This is a genomic window from Nonomuraea typhae, from assembly GCF_009760925.1.
Lineage (GTDB): Bacteria > Actinomycetota > Actinomycetes > Streptosporangiales > Streptosporangiaceae > Nonomuraea > Nonomuraea typhae.
This window is the reverse complement of record NZ_VRLV01000005.1, coordinates 83,895-102,726: the sequence shown is the minus strand read 5'-3', so window position 1 is coordinate 102,726 and position 18,832 is coordinate 83,895. Positions and strand designations below refer to the sequence as shown.

Sequence of the window (18,832 nt, the reverse complement as noted above, 5' to 3'; positions counted from 1 at the left end):
CACGTCAACTATCGTCGGGTAAGGTATGAACGTGAGCCCCTTCGACGACCCCCGACTGACCGCCATGGGCCTGATCACCGAGGTCCACGCAGGTCTGGCCGCACGTATGAATCCGGTGTTCCAGGCAGCCGGCCTGTCCTGGATCGACTTCGAGACCTTGATCCGGCTGTCGCGCTCTCCCGAGCATCGCCTGCGGATGACCGATTTGGCCACCCAGACCGGCCTTTCCACCAGTGGCGTGACGCGTGTGGTCGACCGGCTGGAGCGTGAGAACTTCGTGGCCCGGATGGCGTGTCCCACTGACCGCAGAGCCTCCTACGCCGTGCTGACCGACGAGGGACGGCGCCGGCTGGCCGAGGTTCTGCCGCGCCACCTGGCCGACATTGACGCGTGCTACACCAACCTCCTGGATGAGGGCGAGCGCGCGGCGTTCCTGTCCGCGCTCAGGAAGATGCGTGCCGTGGTACGGCCCGGCGCTACGGCAGGGGCGTCTGCTGCTCGGGAATGCACAGCTCAAGCCTGAGCTTGGCCATGCCTCGCGAGACGGTGCTCTTCACGGTCCCCACGCTGATCCCGAGCGCGTGGGCGATCTCGGGCTCGCTCATGTCCTCGTAGTACCGCAGCATGATCGCCTCCCGCATACGGGTGGGCAGGCGGTCCAGGGCGTCCTCCAACCGCAGGTGAAGCTCGCAGAACGCCTCCTCGAAGCCCGGGGCGGAGGTCTCCGGCAGTTCCTCCGACGGGTACTCCTCCACCCGGCGCCGCCGCCACTGCGAAATGTTGATGTTGACCATGGCCCGCCGTACATATCCGTCAAGCGCGCCCCTGTCCTCGATGCGGTCCCAGGCCAGGTAGGTCTTGGCCAGCGCGCTCTGCAGCAGGTCCTCGGCGTCACACGCGTGGCCGGTGAGCTGGTGGGCCGTGCGCAACAGGGCAGGACCGCGAGACCTCACGTACTCGCGGAACTCCTCTTCCCGGCTGGCAGTCTGCATCGTGGCCAGAATCGCAGGGCAAGCCCCTCTTCGGGCTGAACCGGAATTCACGATTCGGTCCGTCAAACCTAAAGGTCACCCCATGCCGGTGGCGGATTGTTCGCCACCGGGTGTCTACACCTTCCCCCGGGGTTGCGTATTTTGCTCTCATCTGGGATGTCCAGACCCTGCCGTACCGGATCTCGTGTGAGGCTATGCCTGTGGGGTTTCCGAGTGTTGAGCGGCGCAGGGCACTCGCCGCGGCCGCGCTGGGGCGCGAGGCGGGCGTGCCGGGCCCGGATCCCGGGGACGGCGCGCAGTTAACCGCGGTGGCGGGTGAGATTCTCGACGTCAGCCCGCATTTGATCATTATCGAGACCGCAGACGGCGCCGAAGAACGGCTGGTCATCGCGCCGTGGGCGACCGCGTGGCGGGGCGGCGACGTCGCGCCCGCCGATCTTCCGGTGGGCCGGCGGGTCATGATGCGGGCCCTGCGCGACGGGCGGGTGGTCGATCGCATCTGGGGTGATACCACCCGGATGACCGGCACCATCGTCTCCGTCGAAGGCCGCAAGGACCTCACGGTCGAGCTCGACTGCGGCACCCACCGCGGCCGCCGCACCGTCGTCATCCCCTACCGCGCCACCGGGCGGCTGCGGGTGCGCCATCCGCAGTTCGAACCCGGCTATCTGTTCGACGCCATCGGCATCAGGGACGCGGGCGAGGCGCGCGCCCTGCTGCCGGCCACCTCGCAACCCGCTTATCCGGCGAAGTCGGTGCCCGCGCCGCCACCCGCCTACGCCGGGCAGCAGTCGCGGATCTCGGGGACCGCGACCTGGGCCGACGCCTTCGACGAGGACGAGCGGGGCGCGGCCTACCCGATGCTGGAGCGTTCCGACGCCAGTTGTCCGGATTCGGCCGTGAGCTGCATCGGCCTGCCGTACCTTTCGATCGGATCGTTGGTGCAGGTCAAGAACCTGTGCTCCGAGCGCAGCGCGAACGTCCCGATTGTGGCGTGCGGTTGCCTGGCCGGTCGGTTTTGCGACCGTTGCGTGGAGTGCGGCACCTCTCCGCGGGGGCGGATCATCGAGTTGTCGCCTTCGTCCTTCGTGGAACTCGGGGGAGAGTTGACCAAGGGCTGCTTCAACGCGCAGATCGGATTGGGGTGACATACGTGCTGGAGTCTCAGCTACCAGTACTGATCGTCCTTCTCGTCATGGGTACGGTGGCCAAAGTCGCGACGGTCCGGACCGGCGGCGAGCCGGGCGCCCTCAGCCGGCTGGGGCCTGCGGTTCTGGTGCCGGACAGGCTGCAGGCCCCGGCGCTGCTCACCTGCGCGGCCGGCGAGGTGATGCTGGCGGCGGGGCTGCTGCTGACCACGAACCAGTTGTTCCGCTGGGGAACGGTCATCTTCTTCGCACTCTCCACCTACGTCCTCCTGGAACTGCGCAGGCGCCGCCCGGACGTGGGCTGCGGCTGCTTCGGCGAGGTCAGCTCGGCCCCGGTGGGCCGCCGCTCGATCGGCCGCACGGTGGTGCTGACCGGCATGGCGCTCATGTCGGTCTGGGCGCCGGTGCCCGGTTGGATGGTTTTCGCCCATCCCTCGACGCTGATGCTCGCCGGGGTGGCGGTGCTGGCCGTACTCTCGCCGGAGATCGAGGAGACGATCAACCGCATCCGCTTCCGCGCGCCGTGCGAGCAGCGCCCCGGCCCGCCGGAGAGCCAGACGCTGTCGCGCCTGCGGGCCAGCAGCGCCTGGCGCGCACATCGCGACGAGCTCACCTCGGCCGAGCCGTACGACAGCTGGCGCGAACTGTGCTGGCGCTTCTTCGCCTTCCGCAACCGCGCGGAGGACGACGTGGTCTTCGCGGTGTACCTGAGCGGCCGCCGCCCCGCCGTCCGCATGGCCGTGGTGAGCACCACGAGCATGCCGGAATATACGCCTGTATCGGCGCAGCACTAGAAAGCCCTATAGAGCGGTAGGACGGCGTGACGATGTAGCTCTATTGGGTTGTCTAGCTTCCCCACTAGACAACCCAATAGAGGTCTAGGAGTGCCGGCTAGATCGGTTGCGCACGTAGGAACCTCCCGAAATGCGGCACCGTAAACGCGATCTGACCACGCTCGGCGCTGTAGATGAGACCCTTCTTGATCAAACTGTCGCGAGCCGGCGACAGGCTGGACGGCTTACGGCCCAGGGCGTCGGCCACGTCGGAGGTGGCCACCGGCTCGTCACCGATCTGTGCCATCGCATGCATGTAGTCACGCTCGGCCGGGGTCGCGCGTTCGTAGCGGCTGCCGAAGAAGCCCACCGCGAGCTCCTCCTCCGCCTCCGGCGCCGCCACCTTGACGTCCTCGGCGGTGATCGGGCTGCGCGGGGCCAGATCCCACGCCACCTTCCCGTAAGCCTGGACGAAGTACGGATAGCCGTCGGCCGCCTCGTAAAGGGCGTCGAGCGCCTCCGGGGTGAACTCCACCTCTTCTTCTCTGGCCGGGAGGATCAACGCCAGATCTGCGGCATCGCGGTCGAGCTTGTCGATACGGGCATAGCGAAACAGGCGCTCGGAGTAGCTCTTGCTGGCCGACAGCACGCTCGGCAGGTGCGGCAGCCCGGCGCCGACCACGATCAGCGGCCCGCCGGTCTGCGACAGCTCGTGACAGGCGGCGCAGAGCGCGGAGATGTCGGCGGGCTGCACGTCCTGCATCTCGTCGATGAACAGGGCCACGCCCACGCCGAGATCGGTGGCCACGCTGGCCGCGTCGACGAACAGCTCGGTGAGGTCGATCTCGAGGTCGCCGGAGTCGGCCCGGCCACGGCTGGCCGGCACCTCGATGCCGGGCGACCAGTGCGAGGTGCCCTTGGCGGCGGCCGGATCGCGCATCGCGAACGCCTTGAGCACGCCGAGGAACTCCTCGATCCGCTCGGGCGCCCGATGGCGCGGGGCCAGCTCGCGAATGGCCATGTGGAGCGCGGCGGAGACGGGGCGGCGGATCGACTGATCGGGCCTGGCCTCGATCTTGCCGGTGCCCCACAGCCGCTGCATCGCCATGGACTTGAAGGTGTTGAGCAGAACGGTCTTGCCGACGCCACGCAGCCCGGTGACGACCATGCTGCGCTCGGGGCGGCCGCGGGCCACCCGCTCCAGCACGACCTCGAACTGCTGCAGCTCTCGATCACGGCCGGCCAGCTCCGGAGGACGCTGCCCGGCCCCGGGGGCGTAGGGATTGCGCACGGGGTCCACGCTCTCGGACTTTATTGCGGGGTATAGCGGTCGTCGTAGATTTGGGAAGAAACAGCTACGGCGTGTCTGGACGAGCATGGCACCCCCTCTCACCTGGCCGAACCCGTGTTCGATTCGATACCCAGAACTGTAGCGCGCACTCGAACACCTGCGCGATGCTTTCGAGTAAAGATCTTCGCAACAGAACCCCCGCACCGGCCCTGCCTGCCGCCCGAGCCGCGGGACGCAAGGGAGATCTCACCGGCGGGCCACCTGAACTTGGCACCCATCCCGGCCGCCCAATAGCGTTCCGCCCATGCGGACCTTCGCGAATGTTCAGGAACTCAAGGCGAGCATCGGCGAGACGTTCGGCCCGACCGAGTGGCGCACCGTCACCCAGGACCAGGTCAACCTCTTCGCCGACGCCACCGACGACCACCAGTGGATCCACGTGGACGTGGAGCGCGCCAAGGAGAGCCAGTTCGGCGGCACGATCGCCCACGGATACCTCAGCCTGTCCCTGCTGCCGTCGTTCATGGTCGAACTGCTCGACGTGCAGAGCATCGCGATGGCGGTCAACTTCGGGCTGAACAAGGTCCGCTTCCCCAAGCCCATCCCCGTCGGCTCGCGCATCCGCGCCACCGCGGAGCTGGCCGACGTCAAGAACAGCCCCGCCGGCCAGCTCACGACGCTGAAGGTGAGCATCGAGGTCGAGGGCGAGCGCCGCCCGGCCTGCACCGCCGAGGTGCTCTTCCTCTACATCCCCGCCTAAACCGTGCAACAGAAGCACCCGCTCGCCGGTCCCTGGATACGTGGACCACACTGCTGATTTCGACGAGTTCGTCCGAGCTCGGGGGATGCCCTCCTCCGGTACGGCTACGTGCTGTCCGGCAACTCGGAGGACGCGGCGGATCTCGTCCAGGAGGCGCTGGCACGCCTGGGTGACGCCTGGCATCGCGTGCAGAACAAGCAGAACCCCGAGGGGTACGTGCGCACGACGATGACCCGGCTGCACATCAACGCCTGGCGCCGGCGACACAGGGAGGACCTTGTCGCCGACGTACCGGAAGAGGGCAGATCCGACAGGTACGGCGACGCCGACCTGTGGGCCGAGCTCCAGGGGCTGCCGCGCAAGCAGCGAGCGGTGCTCGTGTTGCGCTACTACGAAGACCTCTCCGATGCCGAGATCGCCGACATTCTCGGCGTCTCGCGGGGAACCGTGCGCAGCCAGGCGGCCCGTGCCCTGGACAAGCTCCGCATCAAGCGAGTGCTTCAGGAGGCACGATGAGAGACGAACAGGACCTGCTCAGAACCCTGCACTCCGCCGCCGACCAGGCCCGATCCGTGCCGGGCGGCCTGACGGAAGCGGTCGCGGCCCGCCGGCGCCGGCGCCGCGTCCGCCAGCGGGCGCAGGTGACGCTGGCCGCCGCCGCGGTGGTGCTGGTCGCGGGTGGTACGGCTGTCGCCCTGTCGCGCGGGGGCGGACAGCCGGCGGACCCGGCGGCCCAGGCGACCACGATCGCCACGGCGGTCCCCTCTTCGGACGACCCGGCGCCCACGTCGGCTCCGCCGGAACACGTGACGAAGCTCTGGCCAGAAGCCATCACCAAAATCCCGAAAAAGGCGGACAACGGGTGGAAGTACCGCGTCGCCACCGCCCTCAGCCCGACCGAGATCCTGCTGACGACCGAGAAGTCCTTCGAGAAGGCGGGCCAGGTGCTGATCTACGACACCCCGGCCAAGTCCGCACGCCTGCTGGGTGAGGTCCCCTCACCACGCAAGGGCTACTTCGCCCAGGATTTCGTGGCCGACGACCAGTCCGTCGCCTGGTGGGGAGAGACGCCCAACAACGACGACGTCTGGGCGGATCTGTGGGTCATCCCCCGGGCCGGCGGCGAGGCCCGCCAGCTCAAGGAACTGACCGGCGACGCCGCGGAGATCGAGAACCTGAACGTCACCGCCGACCACGTCGTCTGGTCGGCGCGCAAGGGCGGCGTGTACCGGATCCCGCTGGCCGGAGGCGAACCGGAGAAGATCCAGAACAGCGACGACCTCCACCTCGGCCGGTGGCCGTGGGCGTACGCGCTCGGCCCGGGCAAGCTGGGCGAGCGCAACCACTCCCGCCTGGTCAACCTGGAGACCGGCGCGACGATCGCCGTCAAGGTGGGCGAAGGGGACAGAGGCGTCCTCTGCACCCCCGAACAGTGCGTCGGCTCGAACGGCGACACCTCGTTCACGCAGCGGCCGGACGGCAGCGACCGGCGGAACCTGCCGACCGAAGTCGGCATGCAAGGCCCCGAGGAACGACTGGAGGGCGACGTCATTCCCGCCATGGGCACGCACGACGCGATCCCCCTGGCCTACGACCTGAAGAGCGACCGGATCTTCAGCTTCGGCAAGTCGGGCGTCAGCTACGGGCGCCTGCCGGGGGTCCTGTGGTGGGACGACGACGCCAGGATGGTCGAGACGTGCGACACCTCGTGCACGAGCACGGAGAAGGGCGGCAAGGAGTACACCGTCGTCAACCTGCTCGCCATCCCCAGGTAGCTAACTTCCCTCCGAGTAGTAGATGGCCGCCTGGACCCGGCTGCGCAGCCCCAGCTTGCTGAGCACCCGGCTGACGTGGGTCTTGGTGGTCGCCTCGGCCATGTCGAGTTCCTTGGCGATCTCGGCGTTCGACAACCCGCGCGCCACGCAGGCGAGAACCTCTCGCTCGCGTGGCGTCAGGTTGCCGAGTTCCTCGGGTTCACGCTTCTCGGGTTGCTGGGCGAAGGCGGAGATCAGCCGCCGCGTCACCGAAGGCGAGATGAGCCCGTCGCCCCTGGCCACGAGGCGCACCGCGGAGACCAGGGCGTCGGCGTCGGTGTTCTTGAGCAGAAACCCCGCCGCACCGGCCCGCAACGCTCCGAAGACGTACTCGTCCAGATCGAACGTCGTGAGGATGAGGACATCGCACACCCCGGCCAGTTCCCTGGTCGCCGAAATGCCGTCCATCCGCGGCATCCGCACATCCATGAGCACCACATCCGGCCGCAGCTCACGCGCCATGTCCACGGCCTGAACACCGTCGGCCGCCTCCCCGACCACCTCGATGTCATCCGTGCCGCCGAGAATCAGCACGATTCCCGTCCGCACCGCCGCGTGATCGTCGGCCACCAGCACTCTGATGCCGCTCATCCAGCCTCCTCCACCGTGGGCAGCCTGACCTTCACCCGCCATCCGCCGGCCCGCGGACCCGCCTCGATCTCGCCACCCACCAATGCGGTCCGCTCCGACATCCCGACCATCCCCGCCCCGGCCCCCGGCAGCCGCGCCTTCCTCCCGTTGACCGGATTGTCAACGGTCACGACTACATGCCGGGGTTCGTACTCCACCCGCACCCGGGCCGACAGGTCCCCGTGCTTCAGCGCGTTGGTCAGCGCTTCCTGCAAAATCCGGTACCCGGCCAGATCCACCGAAGCGGGCAACTCCCGCGCCTCCCCCACGACCTCGAGCTCCGCGGCCATCCCCGCCTGCCGTACCCGATCCACCAAGCCCTCGGCGTCGGCCAGCCGCAACCGCATGGCCTCGCTCTCCTCGCCGTCCTGACGCAGGAGCCCGATCATGGTGCGCATCTCGTCCAGCCCCTTGACGCTGTTCTCCCGGACCGACTCCATGATCGTGCGAATGGTCTGCTCGTCGAGATCCCGCCGCGACAACGCCGCCGTCGACTGGATCGCGATCGCGCTGAAATGGTTGGCGATCATGTCGTGCAGCTCGCGCGCCATCCGGTTACGCTCCGCCGAGATCGCCGCCAGCCGATCCAGCTCCGCCAGCCTGGCCACCTCCTCCGCCCGGGCCCGCTCCGCCGCCGCCCGATCCCGCTGCTGCCGCAACACCTGCGCCGTCGTCACCGGAACCACGAGCAACAACCCGAGCTGCACCATCATCACCGGCAGCCCCCACAGATTGGTCGCGATGAAGCCCCGGTTGAGCAGGAAGGCGGCCCCCGCACCCCCCAAGATCGCGACCGTGGCCGTGACCACCAGCAACCACCGCGACAACCGCGCCGGCCCGTACAACGCCGCCGCGTAAAGGTTGTCCGTGAACACCAGCGCCGTAGCCAGCGAAGGCCCCACCACAAGATCCATCCCAAACCCGGCGACCCCCAGCGCCAGCGACAGAACCGGCGCCCGCGTCCGCACCACCACACCCGCGCAGACGATGGCCAGCGGGATGAACAAGATCCACTGCGGGTCACCCCGGAAGTACGCGCGCCCCTCGATCAGCACCACGCCCACGACAAAGGCAAGGCCCGCCCCGAGTGCCGCACGTTTCATACCCTTATCCCATCACTCTCCGTCGGCACTTCCCTCCTTCGCCCGGCCACCCTCGGGGTACACCGTTCGATGTACGCACAGGCGCTGGGGCGTTGGCGTAACTGGTTCGAGGCACACCGCAGAGTCCGGTATGCTTTCTAACGAAGCAGGCAGCCGTAGCTCAATGGATAGAGCATCTGACTACGGATCAGAAGGTTGGGGTTTCGAGTACCTCCGGCTGCGCCACAGTTCAAAGGCCCTCAGGGATCATCCCGGAGGGCCTTTGTCGTGTCTGTACAGCTTTCGTAAGGCTCCAGCGCCTTGCGGGTCTCGGACGATGGGGCCTGAGGGTAGATGTCCGTGGTCATGGAGATCTGGGAGTGCCCGAGGATCTGCATCGCCGCTTGAAGATCACCCGAGTCGCTCGTTCTGCCCCTCGTAGGAGCGATGAGCACCGGAACGCTGCTCCTCACGTTCGGCTTCGGCGTACCGGCCAGGGAACAGGTTGTCTTCGTGTGCACGCCCCGGCCCACCTCTCGGTCCGGGCTCACCCATTGCCGACCTGATGTCCCGGTGAGATTATCCGGCAATGGGTGTGAAACTGTTGCATCGCAATGGATCCCGCCTCCTCCGGACCCTGGTTGCAGTCGTCCTCTGCATCGCATCCCTGGGCCTGGCCACCCCGGCAGCCGCCGACGTTGCCGACGGCGACAACTGCTGGTACGCCGCGCCGGGCAGTCCACCGAGCAAGACCGTCAACTACAGCGCGACGGTCCAGTGCGACGGTCCAGTGCGCCGCATCGACGCCACCCCGGCATCCGCCGCCGATCCTCCCGACGGCCACTTCTGCGAGTGGGTCGCGCCGGGCAGCCCGCCGCGCAAGATCGACGCCAAGACCGTCAACTACACCGCGGCGGTCCAGTGCGACGGCCTGGTGCGACGCATCGAGCTCACCGTGGAGCTGCTCTACCACGGGCTGCTCGTCGGCCCCGGCGTCACCGTGAACGGCCGCACTGAGGTTCGGCTGAACACCACCACGTGGGGCCTCGGTGTCACCACCCCGGGCGCGTGCGAGTCCGGCTATTACTCGGGCCGGGCGACCGGCACGGTCCAATTCCTGTCGGGGTATCCGGAGTTCATCACCGCATCGACGGATTCTCATCCGGTACTGCTCGACTGCCCGCCGCCGGACATCCCCATACCCCCGCCGGCGATGACGGTCGTCAACCCGGGCACCCAGGTCACGTTCGTCCTGGACAGCGTGCAGCTGCAGATGCAGGCCACCGGCGGGAGCGGGTCCTACACCTGGTCGGCGACCGGTCTGCCGCCCGGGCTGAGCATCGGCACGAACGGCTTGATCACCGGCGTGCCCCGCACGGTAGGACGCACCAACGTCACGGTCACGGCCGTCGGCGGCGGCCAGGCAAGCACCACCTTCACCTGGAGCGTCCGGCGCGAGGTCTGCCCCACCTGCTGATCTTCTGCTCTCAACGGACCTGCCGGCGACCACATGAGGGCTGTCAGGGCCGAGGAGGCGTTCACTCACCTCTGCTGTACAGGGCACGGAGCCGATCCTCGACAAGGGCAAACGCGGCGTTCGCCTGCCCGGTGACGGACCGGTGCTCCTGGAAGGCGCCGACGTGCGGATCACCGGTGGATACGTCGACTGGAAGCCCGATCTGAAGCTGCCCACGGAGTGCGCAGCCAAGCCGGCGATCTTCGAGGTGAATCCCTTCACGCCGCTCCGTTAGCGACGAGCGGCCCGTCACTCACCGGCAGGTCCCCCGGTCTCCAGCAGCCGCCCGCCGGACAGCTCCAGCCAGCGCTCCACCTTGATCTCCGCGAGGAAGCGCTCGTCGTGGCTGACCACCACGAACGCCCCCTGGTACGCGCCCAGCGCGCTCTCCAACTGCCCCACGCTGACCAGGTCGAGGTTGTTGGTGGGCTCGTCGAGCAGCAAGAGCTGGGGTGCGGGCTCGGCGAACAACACGCAGGCCAGCGTCGCGCGCAGCCGTTCGCCGCCCGACAGAACGCCTACCGGCAGGTGAGCACGGGCGCCGCGGAACAGGAAGCGGGCGAGCAGGTTCATCCGTTCGGCTTCCGGCAGACTGGGGGCGAACGCGGCGAGGTTCTCGGCCACGGTGCGCTCGACGTCGAGCAGGTCGAGCCGCTGCGAGAGGTAGGCGACCCGGCCATCGGCCCGGCTGATCGCAGCGCCGCCGGACTCCGACCCGCCCGGCGCCAAGCCACCCGGCGCCACACCGTCCGACTCCACACCGTCCGACTCCAGGTCGCCGCTGATCAGGCGCAGCAAGGTAGATTTGCCCGCGCCGTTCGGCCCGGTCAGCGCGATGCGCTCGGGTCCGCGGACGGTCAGGTCGAGGCCCGGCTCGGCGAACAGGCCGCGGACCTGCAGGCGCTCGCCGTGGAAGACCGTACGGCCGGCGGGCACGTTGGTTCCCGGCAGCTCCAGCGCGATCTTCTGGTCGTCGCGCAGCGCCCGGCCGGCCTCGTCGAGCCTGGCCTTGGCGTCGCCGACTCGGGCGGTGTGCATCTGGCCCGCCCGTCCGGCAGCCTCCTGGGCGCCCCGTTTCATGTTCCCGGCGAAGATCCGCGGCAGACCGGCGCTCTTGAGGTTGCGGGCGGCGTTCCCGGCCCGGCGCTCGGCGCGTTCGCGGGCCTGTTGCATCTCCCGTTTCTCGCGCTTGAGCTCCTGCTCGGCACTGCGCACGTTGCGTTCGGCGGCCTCTTGCCCGGCGCGGACGGATTCCTGGTAGGCCGTGAAGCTGCCGCCGTAGAAGCGAACCTCGCCGCGGTCCAGCTCGGCGATGCGGTCCATGCGGTCGAGCAGCGCTCGGTCGTGACTGACGACGAGCAGGCAGCCGTTCCAGTCGCCGAGCACGGCGTCGAGCCTGCGGCGCGCACCGAGGTCGAGGTTGTTCGTCGGCTCGTCGAGCAGCAGAACGTCGGGCCGCTTGAGGAGTTGCGCGGCGAGGCCGAGCGACACGATCTGGCCACCGCTCAGCATGCTGAGCGTGCGGTCGAAGGTGAGGTCACCGAGCCCGAGCCGGTCGAGCTGGGCGCGGGTGCGCTCCTCGATGTCCCAGTCGTTGCCGATCGTGGTGAAGTGTTCCTCGCCGGCATCGCCCGATTCGATGGCGTCCAGCGCGGCGATCACCGGGGCGATGCCGAGGACGTCGGCCACGGTCAGGTCACCGGTCAGGGGCAGGCTCTGCGGCAGGTAGCCGAGGACGCCGTCGACGGCAACGCTGCCCCCTCGAGGCACGAGGTCGCCGGCGATCAGCTTGAGCAAGGTGCTCTTGCCGGCGCCGTTCGGGGCGACCAGGCCGGTACGGCCGGCGCCCACGGTGAAGGACAGATCGCGGAAAACAGGCGTGTCGTCAGGCCAGGAGAAGGACAGGTGGGAGCAGACGATGAACGCATCGGACATGCGAGAGACCTCGTAGAGAAGGCGGGCGCGCCAAAGGGGCCCGGGGAAAGGGACGTGGATTCGGGAAACGACGATCAGCGGCCACGCCGGCAGCGGTGCCGGGGCCGATCAACCTCCGGTATCACCCGGAGATGTCGTCGTCACCTGCCACGTCTGGTCTCCTAGCTTCCGATCTCAAGCGTTTTCACCATAGCAGTCGGTGGAATGGACTCCGAAGTCCAGTCTGGAGAGCCGTCATGCGTACTCTGACCCGCAAAGGGGCCGCGACGCGGCAGCGCATTCTCGAAGGCGCGGCGGCGCACATCCGCGAGTACGGCGTGGCCGCCACGACGCTCGACGATGTGCTGGCCAGGACGGCGACGAGCAAGAGCCAGCTCTTCCACTACTTCCCCGGCGGCCGTGAGGAACTGCTGCTGGCCGTGGCCCGCTTCGAGGCCGCCCGCGTGCTGGACGACCAGCGGCCCCAGCTCGACGAGCTCACCTCCTGGCCCGCCTGGCAAGCGTGGCGCGACAAAGTCGTCGACCGCTACCGGCGGCAGGGCCGTCTGTGCCCGCTCAACTCCGTCATGTCACACCTGGGCAGCCAGACGCCCGGCGCCCAGGCCGTGGTCACCGAGCTGATGCGCCGCTGGCAGGACGAGATCGCCGCCGGTGTCCGGCACATGCAGCACGTCGGCGAGATCGACCGGAGCCTGGACGCCGACCGTGCGGCGGCGGCCCTGCTCGCCGGAATCCAGGGTGGCGTACTGATCCAGATGTCGACCGGCGCGACCGACCATCTGGAAGCGGCCCTCGACCTCGGCATCGCGCACCTGCGCGCGCACCGCGCCTGAGCGAAGCAGCCATTTTTGGACTTGACAGTCCATTTTGGCAGCAACCTCATCGACACCGCGGATTTCTACACCGGCGGCGCATGGATCGAGCGGGACTGGTTCGAGCTGCGCGCCGAGCTCGGCGAGGCGAGTTCCACGCCGCCTCCGTCGGTCTACCAGATGTTCACGCCGGGCTATCAGGGCTGGCTGGTGAGTCCGGGCGCCAAGGTCGGGGACAAGCCGGTGGGATACCGCCCCGCCGTACAGAACTGGAGGTGAGGCGGGTTGAGGCCGACGCGGCCGTTCGGGGTTTCGGCTGACGCCTAATGGTGGAGCAGAAGCGGGCGCGGGGTTCAGGCTCCTTCCATGAGGACCTTGTGCGTTGCCGCTCCCGCGCTGCTCCTGGCCTACGGGCTCATCCGGCTCATCGACGGCCTCGACGGTGTCCATGGTCCCGGGTGGGCCTGGACCGCCGGGCATCTGGCCTTTCTGGGGAGTTCCGTCCTGTTCGGGGTGCTCTTCTGGCATCTCGTACGGCTGGCCGTCCCGTACGGCGGAGCGCGGCGGGCCGTCGCCGGGCTCGGCGTGGCACTCGGGTGGTTCGGGGCGCTGGCCACCACCGTCATGGCGGTCGTCGACCTGGTGGCCGGGTTCGCCGGCGACAGGGAGCGCATGGGCGAGGTCATCGACCTGGTCCAGAGCGTGCCGGGCGTCCTGCCCGCCGTCTACCAGGTGGGGCCTTCGCTGCTGTACGTCGGCATGATCGTCATGGTCGCCGCGTTGGCGCCGCGGCGGGTGCCGTACTGGAGCCCGGTGCTGATGGCGGGCACCGCGATCATCCCCCTGAGCCTCGACCTCATCCCGGTCGCGGCGGTGTGCGTGTGGCTGGCGCTTCTGCCGGTGGCCTACCGGGACGCAGACAGGCTTCGTACACCGCGGTGATCCGGTCCACGTCGGCCGGGGTGGGGATCTCGGGGCCCAGCAGGCGGCGCATGGTGCCGATGCCCAGGAAGACGGCGGTGGCCAGGTGAGCTCGGGCGTGGGCGTCGTCGCCTTCCAGGTGGGCGGACAGCGGGCCCATGATGGAGTTGCGCAGGCGTTCGCGGACGAGTTCCTGGATTTCCGGGTCGCCGGCGGATCGTTCCAGGGAGCGCAGGATGGGGCTTTCCGGGTCGGAGTGCATGCGTTGGGCGGTGTATTCGCCCAGCCTCCTGGGCAGGCCGGCGGGGTCTCCGCCGATGACGCGGGTGATCGTGGGTTCGCCGGCCAGGACTTCGCCGAACAGTCCTGCTTTGGAGCCGAAGTAGCGGCCCACGAGGGCGATGTTGGCGTCGGCGGCCGCGGCGATCATGCGGACGGTCACCCGCTCGTAGCCGTGTTCGGCGAAGAGGTCGCGGGCGGCGGCGAGCAGGCGCTGCCGGGTCGCCTCCCGGTCGCGCGGCTTGGCCTCCGTCGGCGCCTGGGCGTTCATGCCCGCACTCTATCCAAGCGACATCCGGGCGAGGTCCGAGCGAAGTCCGGGCGAGATCCGGGCGCGGCCTGGGAAGACCCCTACTTGCCGCCCGGCTAGTAAACGTGCGTATACTCGACGAGATGGACGCAAGGCGGCAGTATTCGCACCGCGAGATCCTCGAGGTGATGGCCGGGCTCATGCTCGCCATGCTCACCTCGATGATCTCCACCTCCGTGGTGGGCACCGCGCTGCCCACGATCGTCGGCGAGCTGGGCGGGCAGGATCAGTACTCCTGGGTCGCCTCGGCCACCATGCTCACGATGACCGTCTCGACCCCGCTCTGGGGGAAGTTGTCCGACCTGTTCGGCCGGAAGCTGTTGTTCCAGGGCGCCCTCGGGTTGTTCGTCGCGGCGTCGCTGGCCGCCGGGCTCTCCCAGGACATGGGGCAGCTGATCGCGGCGCGAGCCGTACAGGGGCTGGGTGTGGGCGGGTTGTCCGCGCTTTCGCAGGTGATTCTCGGCGACATCGTCTCGCCGCGCGAGCGTGGGCGGTACTCCGGCTACATGGGCGCGGTCTTCGGGCTGTCCACCGTGGCGGGGCCGCTGCTCGGCGGGTTCATCGTGGACACCGACTGGCTGGGCTGGCGCTGGTGCTTCTACGTGGTGGTGCCGTTCGCGGCGGTGTCGTTCTTCGTGATCCAGCGTTTCCTGAAGATCGAGCACGTCCGGCGGGACACCACGATCGACATCTGGGGCGCGTTCACGATCACCGCGAGCGCGAGTGCGCTCATGCTCCTGCTGACGCTCGGCGGGCAGGAGTTCGCGTGGAACTCCTTCTGGACTTACGCCCTGGCCGCGATCAGCTTGCTCATGCTGGCGCTGGCGATCCTGGCCGAGCAGCGCGTGGGGAACCCGATTCTGCCTCCCCGGCTCTTCCGCAACCGCACGTTCGTGCTCACCAGCGCGGCCTCGCTGCTGGTCGGCATGGCGATGTTCGGCGCGATGATCTACCTGCCGCAGTACCTGCAGATCGTCAAGGGGCTCAGTCCCACCAACTCCGGGCTGATGACGCTGCCCATGGTCCTGGCGTTGTTCGTGGCCGGCGTGATCTCCGGCAAGATCGTCACCAGCACCGGGCGGTGGAAGGTCTTCCCGGTGGCCGGTCTGCTCATCGTGGCGGTGGGGCTCTTCCTGCTGTCGCGGCTGCACGTCGACTCCAGTGAGTGGCTGATCGGGTTCGACGTGGCGGTGCTGGGCATCGGGCTCGGGCTGTCGATGCAGATGCTGATCCTGGCCGCGCAGAACGGCGCGGAGCTGCGGGACATGGCCGCCACGACCGCGGGCGTCTCGTTCTTCCGCTCGCTGGGCGGCGCCGTGGGCGTGGCCGCGTTCGGGGCGATCCTCACCAACCGCCTCAAGGACGAGATGGCGAAGATGCTGGGGAACCCCACGGCGGGCGCGCCCAAGCTGGGCAGCCCCGAGGCCATCCAGCATCTGCAGGAGCCGATCAGGGGCATCGTCCTGGAGTCGTTCACCCGGGGGCTGGAGACGGTCTTCCTGGTCGGCGTGCCGATCGCGCTGCTCGGCTTCCTGGCCACGCTGTTCCTCAAGGAGCTGCCGCTGCGCACCGGCCAGCCGGTCGCGGCCCCGCAGCCGCTCACGAAGGACGACATGGTCCTGGCCGGGCTGCTGCTCGAGCTCATCGCCCAGCGGGTCGAGCACCTGAACGGCCGGCCGTCGGCCCTGCTCAGCGCGGTCGCGCGGATGGCGCCACCGGACGGGCGCCCCGAGCGCGAGCGCGCCAGATCCGTCGCGCGGGACGTGCTGCGCCCGACCTCGCGGGTGCTCCTCGCGCAGGCCACGCCGCCAACGCAGAAAGAGAGTGTCACCCTATGATCCGCAAGTTCATCGGCGCGGTCACGGCCGCCCTGGCGTTGATCGCCGGGTTGTGGCTGATGATCGCCCCGTTCGCCCTGGGCACGCAGCCCGAGGGCGCCGATTGGACCGACACCACCACCTCGGAGTTCTTCACCGGCCTCGGCGTCGCGCTCGTCGCGCTCGCCGGTGTGGCCGCGTTCGCCGCCGCCCTGCACGAGGAGCTGGTCGCGCGGGGTCTGGTGACGGTACGGCAGCGCCCGGCCGAACCGGAGCCCGCCCCCGCGCCCAGCCCGGCCGGAACCTCCTCGGCGGAACTGGCCACCATGCTGGCCCCGCTGGTCGAGGCGTTGCGCGAGGACATGAAGACCCGGCAGAACGGCGCCCTGGCAGAGGAGAAGCGATGAAGGCCAAAGCGGGCGTCGCCGCCCTCGTCCTGGTGTTCCCCGGCGGCCTGTGGCTGGTGGCCGCCCCGTTCGCGGTCGGCTACCAGCCGCGTGGCGCCGCCTACGCCGACGCGACCGTCAACGACATGTGGGTCGGCGGCGTCCTGGCCGCGTTGTCGTTCGCCACCCTGGTCGCCTACGCGGCCGACGCGCTGCGCGAGCTGGCCCGCCGCGGCCGCCACGTCGCCGAGAAGCGCTGACCCGAGACATGCCGTGCATCCCCAAGGGGAGCCGCTGGCCGATTCCGGGTTCGAGATCGGCAAGGACGGCGCCGGCCTGATCGTGGTCGGCTACGACGGTACGGGCCCGAGCCGCAACGCGCTCGCGTACGCGGCCGGGCTCGCCCGGCGCGACCACGCCGGGCTGCTCATCGCCTTCGTGGAGTCGCTGACGAGCGCGACGTTGTGGTTCTACGCCGGTGCGCCGTTCGTCCCCGACCCCGCGGGTGATCTCGCGGAGGACCTGCGGGAGGAGTTGCGCGGCCTCGCCGTACCTTGGCAATTTGTTGCCATGCGGGGTGACGCGATTCGGGCGCTGGAGTCGCTGGCCGATGCCAGCATGGCCGACGCGATCGTGGTCGGGCGCTCGCGCTCGATGTGGCATTCGGTGGCCGTCGGACTCGCCAGACGCTCTCGCCGTACCGTCCTCATCGTCCCGTGACGCGTATCGTGGCTGGATGAGTGGCTGGATGAATCGCGCAACGGGCCTGGTCATGCTGCTTGCGACGGCCGCGTGCGCGGCGGGGCAGGAGAGCCCGGTCGCCTCCGCCGCCCCGACCGAGCCGCCGCCGGCCCCGACTCAGACACCGGCCCCGAGCCCGACGCCCACCCCGGCCGTCAGCGAAACGCCCACCGGTCCACCGGAGTTCACCGCCGAGGTGTCCAGGCTCAAGCGCGAGCAGGTGCCGTACTCGTGGCGCCCCGGCTGCCCGGTGCCCCTCGGCGACCTGCGGCTGATCACCATGACGTACTGGGGCTTCGACGACCGGGCGCACACCGGCGAGCTGGTCGTGCGCGAGACGGTCACCGACGACGTCGTGGCGGTCTTCAGGAAGTTGTACGGCTGGCGGTGGCCGATCAGGAAGATGGAGCTGGTCGACGCCTACAAGGCCGACGACTACGACTCGATCGACGCCGACAACACCTCGGCCTTCAACTGCCGTCAGGCGACCGGCTCCAGCAACTGGTCGAAGCACGCCTACGGTGAAGCCATCGACATCAATCCCCGCGAAAACCCATATGTACGAGCAGACGGCGGCACCGCCCACCGAAACGCGAAAAAGTTCACCCGTCGGCCACTCGAGGGTAAAGGCGTTGTAAATCCTGCCGACAAAGTTGTCAAAGCTTTCCAGAACGTTGGCTGGGAGTGGGGCGGCGACTGGTCCGGGACCAAGGACTACCAGCATTTCTCCAAGGGCGGAGGGTGACAGAATATTCTTATGGCGGCGAAAGACGGCGACGGCTGGGCGGAGTGCGGACTCGGGCATCGGCACTGGGGCCTCCACGGGGCATCGGGGCTGCTGGCCGTACACCACGACGAGCACGGCACCCCCCACGTCCTCATGCAGAAGCGCTCCTGGTGGAGCCACCACGGCGGCACCTGGGGCCTGCCCGGCGGCGCCCGCGACAGCCACGAGGACGCGGTCGCCGGCGCGCTGCGCGAGGCCCGCGAGGAGGCCGCGCTCGGCGCCCACGACCTGCGGGTACGCGGCGTCTACCTGGACGACCACGGCGGCTGGACGTTCGAAACCGTGATCGCCGACGCCGCCACCCTGCTGGCCGCCGTCCCGGCGAACGCCGAGAGCTCCGAACTGCGCTGGCTGCCCCCGGCCGAGATCGCCCGCATCAAGCTGCACCCCGGCTTCGCCGCGACGTGGGGGGAGATCCAGGGCGTGCTGGTGCCCGAGATCGTGGTGCTGGACGTGGCCAACATCGTCGGCGCCCGCGCCGAGCACGGCTGGTGGAACGACCGCCTCGGCGCCGCGACCCGCCTGGTGCGGGACGTGGCCGAGCGCCGCGGGCTCACGCACCCGCTGCTGACCCAGTGGTACCCGCGGATCGTCGCCGTGGTGGAGGGCGCCGCTGGTCACACCCCGCCGGCGGGCGACGTGGAGGTCGTCAGGGCACCGGGCAGCGGTGACGACACGATCGTGGAGCTGGTACGGCGGGCCAGGCCGTGGGAGCGGGTCCGGGTGGTCACCGCGGACCGGGGCCTCAAGGAACGCGTGACCGCGCTCGGCGCGGAAACCTCCGGCCCGAAGTGGCTGCTCTCGCAGCTGTAGCGGGGTGGCTGCCAGCCGATCTCCC

General features: G+C 69.3%; 23 protein-coding genes and 1 tRNA gene. 18 read left to right on the top strand and 6 right to left on the bottom strand.

Translation table 11 applies throughout. From position 1 onward, the window contains the following. The first annotated feature begins 25 nt into the window (after positions 1 to 25). Positions 26 to 523 (top strand): MarR family winged helix-turn-helix transcriptional regulator, encoded by a 498-nt coding sequence (locus FVE25_RS19920; RefSeq protein ID WP_157248514.1) that lies wholly within the window; start codon positions 26 to 28, stop codon positions 521 to 523. On the opposite strand, the gene FVE25_RS19915 is transcribed toward FVE25_RS19920, so the two are convergent. After that, entirely contained in the window at positions 477 to 992 is a 516-nt protein-coding gene (locus FVE25_RS19915; protein ID WP_157248513.1) for a SigE family RNA polymerase sigma factor, read from the bottom strand. The genes FVE25_RS19920 and FVE25_RS19915 overlap by 47 nt on opposite strands. A 200-nt stretch (positions 993 to 1,192) precedes the next feature. On the opposite strand from FVE25_RS19915, the gene FVE25_RS19910 reads away from it, so the two are divergent. Next, a complete protein-coding gene (locus tag FVE25_RS19910) occupies positions 1,193 to 2,140 on the top strand; it encodes a hypothetical protein (RefSeq protein WP_425489495.1) in 948 nt (315 codons plus the stop codon). A gap of 5 nt (positions 2,141 to 2,145) precedes the next feature. Further along, a complete protein-coding gene (locus FVE25_RS19905) occupies positions 2,146 to 2,934 on the top strand; it encodes a MauE/DoxX family redox-associated membrane protein (RefSeq protein WP_246267215.1) in 789 nt (262 codons plus the stop codon). Positions 2,935 to 3,031: 97 nt separating this feature from the next. Here the strand turns inward: FVE25_RS19905 and FVE25_RS19900 are convergent, their stop codons facing one another. Then, positions 3,032 to 4,213, bottom strand: coding sequence for an ATP-binding protein (locus FVE25_RS19900; RefSeq protein WP_157248510.1), 1,182 nt, complete (start codon positions 4,211 to 4,213; stop codon positions 3,032 to 3,034). A gap of 295 nt (positions 4,214 to 4,508) precedes the next feature. Between FVE25_RS19900 and FVE25_RS19895 the strand changes: the two genes are divergently transcribed. From FVE25_RS19895 to FVE25_RS19885, 3 genes are all read left to right on the top strand, one after another. After that, positions 4,509 to 4,964, top strand: coding sequence for a MaoC family dehydratase (locus tag FVE25_RS19895; protein ID WP_157248509.1), 456 nt, complete (start codon positions 4,509 to 4,511; stop codon positions 4,962 to 4,964). A 108-nt stretch (positions 4,965 to 5,072) separates the two neighbouring features. Further along, complete coding sequence (locus FVE25_RS19890; protein WP_157248508.1) at positions 5,073 to 5,480, top strand: SigE family RNA polymerase sigma factor; 408 nt, start codon at positions 5,073 to 5,075, stop codon at positions 5,478 to 5,480. Next, the gene (locus FVE25_RS19885) at positions 5,477 to 6,739 is read left to right on the top strand and encodes a TolB-like translocation protein (protein WP_157248507.1); all 1,263 of its coding nucleotides are present in this window, start codon (positions 5,477 to 5,479) and stop codon (positions 6,737 to 6,739) included. The genes FVE25_RS19890 and FVE25_RS19885 overlap by 4 nt, the downstream gene beginning before the upstream one ends. Here the strand turns inward: FVE25_RS19885 and FVE25_RS19880 are convergent, their stop codons facing one another. Further along, on the bottom strand, positions 6,740 to 7,369 hold the full coding sequence (locus FVE25_RS19880) for a response regulator (protein ID WP_157248506.1): 630 nt from the start codon (positions 7,367 to 7,369) through the stop codon (positions 6,740 to 6,742). Then, positions 7,366 to 8,511 (bottom strand): sensor histidine kinase, encoded by a 1,146-nt coding sequence (locus FVE25_RS19875; RefSeq protein WP_246267213.1) that lies wholly within the window; start codon positions 8,509 to 8,511, stop codon positions 7,366 to 7,368. The genes FVE25_RS19880 and FVE25_RS19875 overlap by 4 nt, the downstream gene beginning before the upstream one ends. A 149-nt stretch (positions 8,512 to 8,660) precedes the next feature. Between FVE25_RS19875 and FVE25_RS19870 the strand changes: the two genes are divergently transcribed. From FVE25_RS19870 to FVE25_RS56325, 3 genes are all read left to right on the top strand, one after another. Continuing rightward, positions 8,661 to 8,736 (top strand) — tRNA-Arg (locus FVE25_RS19870). Positions 8,737 to 9,079: 343 nt separating this feature from the next. After that, complete coding sequence (locus tag FVE25_RS19865; protein WP_157248505.1) at positions 9,080 to 9,967, top strand: Ig domain-containing protein; 888 nt, start codon at positions 9,080 to 9,082, stop codon at positions 9,965 to 9,967. Between the two features lie 142 nt (positions 9,968 to 10,109). Beyond that, positions 10,110 to 10,241 carry a hypothetical protein gene (locus FVE25_RS56325; RefSeq protein ID WP_281367866.1) on the top strand — a complete coding sequence of 44 codons (132 nt, stop codon included), beginning with the start codon at positions 10,110 to 10,112 and terminating at the stop codon, positions 10,239 to 10,241. Positions 10,242 to 10,255: 14 nt separating this feature from the next. Here the strand turns inward: FVE25_RS56325 and FVE25_RS19860 are convergent, their stop codons facing one another. Next, positions 10,256 to 11,941 (bottom strand): ABC-F family ATP-binding cassette domain-containing protein, encoded by a 1,686-nt coding sequence (locus FVE25_RS19860; RefSeq protein ID WP_157248504.1) that lies wholly within the window; start codon positions 11,939 to 11,941, stop codon positions 10,256 to 10,258. Between the two features lie 236 nt (positions 11,942 to 12,177). On the opposite strand from FVE25_RS19860, the gene FVE25_RS19855 reads away from it, so the two are divergent. The 3 genes from FVE25_RS19855 to FVE25_RS19845 all read left to right on the top strand — a co-directional run bounded on the left by FVE25_RS19855 (position 12,178) and on the right by FVE25_RS19845 (position 13,695). Further along, positions 12,178 to 12,774, top strand: coding sequence for a TetR/AcrR family transcriptional regulator (locus FVE25_RS19855; protein WP_157248503.1), 597 nt, complete (start codon positions 12,178 to 12,180; stop codon positions 12,772 to 12,774). Between the two features lie 21 nt (positions 12,775 to 12,795). Continuing rightward, a complete protein-coding gene (locus FVE25_RS19850; RefSeq protein ID WP_157248502.1) occupies positions 12,796 to 13,032 on the top strand; it encodes a hypothetical protein in 237 nt (78 codons plus the stop codon). Positions 13,033 to 13,119: 87 nt separating this feature from the next. Next, positions 13,120 to 13,695 carry a hypothetical protein gene (locus FVE25_RS19845; protein WP_157248501.1) on the top strand — a complete coding sequence of 192 codons (576 nt, stop codon included), beginning with the start codon at positions 13,120 to 13,122 and terminating at the stop codon, positions 13,693 to 13,695. Here the strand turns inward: FVE25_RS19845 and FVE25_RS19840 are convergent. Then, entirely contained in the window at positions 13,610 to 14,224 is a 615-nt protein-coding gene (locus FVE25_RS19840) for a TetR/AcrR family transcriptional regulator (protein WP_157248500.1), read from the bottom strand. The genes FVE25_RS19845 and FVE25_RS19840 overlap by 86 nt on opposite strands. Before the next feature lie 122 nt (positions 14,225 to 14,346). Here FVE25_RS19840 and FVE25_RS19835 point away from each other — a divergent pair, with 122 nt between their 5' ends. Genes FVE25_RS19835 through FVE25_RS19810 form a run of 6 tightly spaced genes read left to right on the top strand, consistent with a single transcriptional unit; the run spans position 14,347 to position 18,807 of the window. Further along, positions 14,347 to 16,101, top strand: coding sequence for an MDR family MFS transporter (locus FVE25_RS19835; RefSeq protein ID WP_157248499.1), 1,755 nt, complete (start codon positions 14,347 to 14,349; stop codon positions 16,099 to 16,101). Then, positions 16,098 to 16,487 carry a hypothetical protein gene (locus FVE25_RS19830; RefSeq protein WP_157248498.1) on the top strand — a complete coding sequence of 130 codons (390 nt, stop codon included), beginning with the start codon at positions 16,098 to 16,100 and terminating at the stop codon, positions 16,485 to 16,487. Before FVE25_RS19835 ends, FVE25_RS19830 begins: the two co-directional genes overlap by 4 nt. Then, the gene (locus tag FVE25_RS19825) at positions 16,484 to 16,726 is read left to right on the top strand and encodes a hypothetical protein (RefSeq protein WP_157248497.1); all 243 of its coding nucleotides are present in this window, start codon (positions 16,484 to 16,486) and stop codon (positions 16,724 to 16,726) included. Before FVE25_RS19830 ends, FVE25_RS19825 begins: the two co-directional genes overlap by 4 nt. Before the next feature lie 13 nt (positions 16,727 to 16,739). Continuing rightward, positions 16,740 to 17,186: a universal stress protein gene (locus FVE25_RS19820; RefSeq protein ID WP_157248496.1), complete on the top strand. Its 447-nt coding sequence runs from the start codon at positions 16,740 to 16,742 to the stop codon at positions 17,184 to 17,186. A gap of 28 nt (positions 17,187 to 17,214) precedes the next feature. Continuing rightward, a complete protein-coding gene (locus FVE25_RS19815; protein WP_246267211.1) occupies positions 17,215 to 17,952 on the top strand; it encodes a M15 family metallopeptidase in 738 nt (245 codons plus the stop codon). Positions 17,953 to 17,964: 12 nt separating this feature from the next. Beyond that, complete coding sequence (locus FVE25_RS19810) at positions 17,965 to 18,807, top strand: NUDIX hydrolase (RefSeq protein ID WP_157248495.1); 843 nt, start codon at positions 17,965 to 17,967, stop codon at positions 18,805 to 18,807. Positions 18,808 to 18,832: the final 25 nt, after the last annotated feature.

Coding starts and splice junctions, on each gene's coding strand:
- FVE25_RS19920 (WP_157248514.1), top strand. CDS start 26: ATGAACGTGAGCCCCTTCGACGACCCCCGACTGACCGCCATGGGCCTG.
- FVE25_RS19915 (WP_157248513.1), bottom strand. CDS start 992: ATGCAGACTGCCAGCCGGGAAGAGGAGTTCCGCGAGTACGTGAGGTCT.
- FVE25_RS19895 (WP_157248509.1), top strand. CDS start 4,509: ATGCGGACCTTCGCGAATGTTCAGGAACTCAAGGCGAGCATCGGCGAG.
- FVE25_RS19885 (WP_157248507.1), top strand. CDS start 5,477: ATGAGAGACGAACAGGACCTGCTCAGAACCCTGCACTCCGCCGCCGAC.
- FVE25_RS19880 (WP_157248506.1), bottom strand. CDS start 7,369: ATGAGCGGCATCAGAGTGCTGGTGGCCGACGATCACGCGGCGGTGCGG.
- FVE25_RS19875 (WP_246267213.1), bottom strand. CDS start 8,511: ATGAAACGTGCGGCACTCGGGGCGGGCCTTGCCTTTGTCGTGGGCGTG.
- FVE25_RS19865 (WP_157248505.1), top strand. CDS start 9,080: ATGGGTGTGAAACTGTTGCATCGCAATGGATCCCGCCTCCTCCGGACC.
- FVE25_RS19860 (WP_157248504.1), bottom strand. CDS start 11,941: ATGTCCGATGCGTTCATCGTCTGCTCCCACCTGTCCTTCTCCTGGCCT.
- FVE25_RS19855 (WP_157248503.1), top strand. CDS start 12,178: ATGCGTACTCTGACCCGCAAAGGGGCCGCGACGCGGCAGCGCATTCTC.
- FVE25_RS19845 (WP_157248501.1), top strand. CDS start 13,120: ATGAGGACCTTGTGCGTTGCCGCTCCCGCGCTGCTCCTGGCCTACGGG.
- FVE25_RS19840 (WP_157248500.1), bottom strand. CDS start 14,224: ATGAACGCCCAGGCGCCGACGGAGGCCAAGCCGCGCGACCGGGAGGCG.
- FVE25_RS19835 (WP_157248499.1), top strand. CDS start 14,347: ATGGACGCAAGGCGGCAGTATTCGCACCGCGAGATCCTCGAGGTGATG.
- FVE25_RS19830 (WP_157248498.1), top strand. CDS start 16,098: ATGATCCGCAAGTTCATCGGCGCGGTCACGGCCGCCCTGGCGTTGATC.
- FVE25_RS19825 (WP_157248497.1), top strand. CDS start 16,484: ATGAAGGCCAAAGCGGGCGTCGCCGCCCTCGTCCTGGTGTTCCCCGGC.
- FVE25_RS19815 (WP_246267211.1), top strand. CDS start 17,215: ATGAATCGCGCAACGGGCCTGGTCATGCTGCTTGCGACGGCCGCGTGC.
- FVE25_RS19810 (WP_157248495.1), top strand. CDS start 17,965: ATGGCGGCGAAAGACGGCGACGGCTGGGCGGAGTGCGGACTCGGGCAT.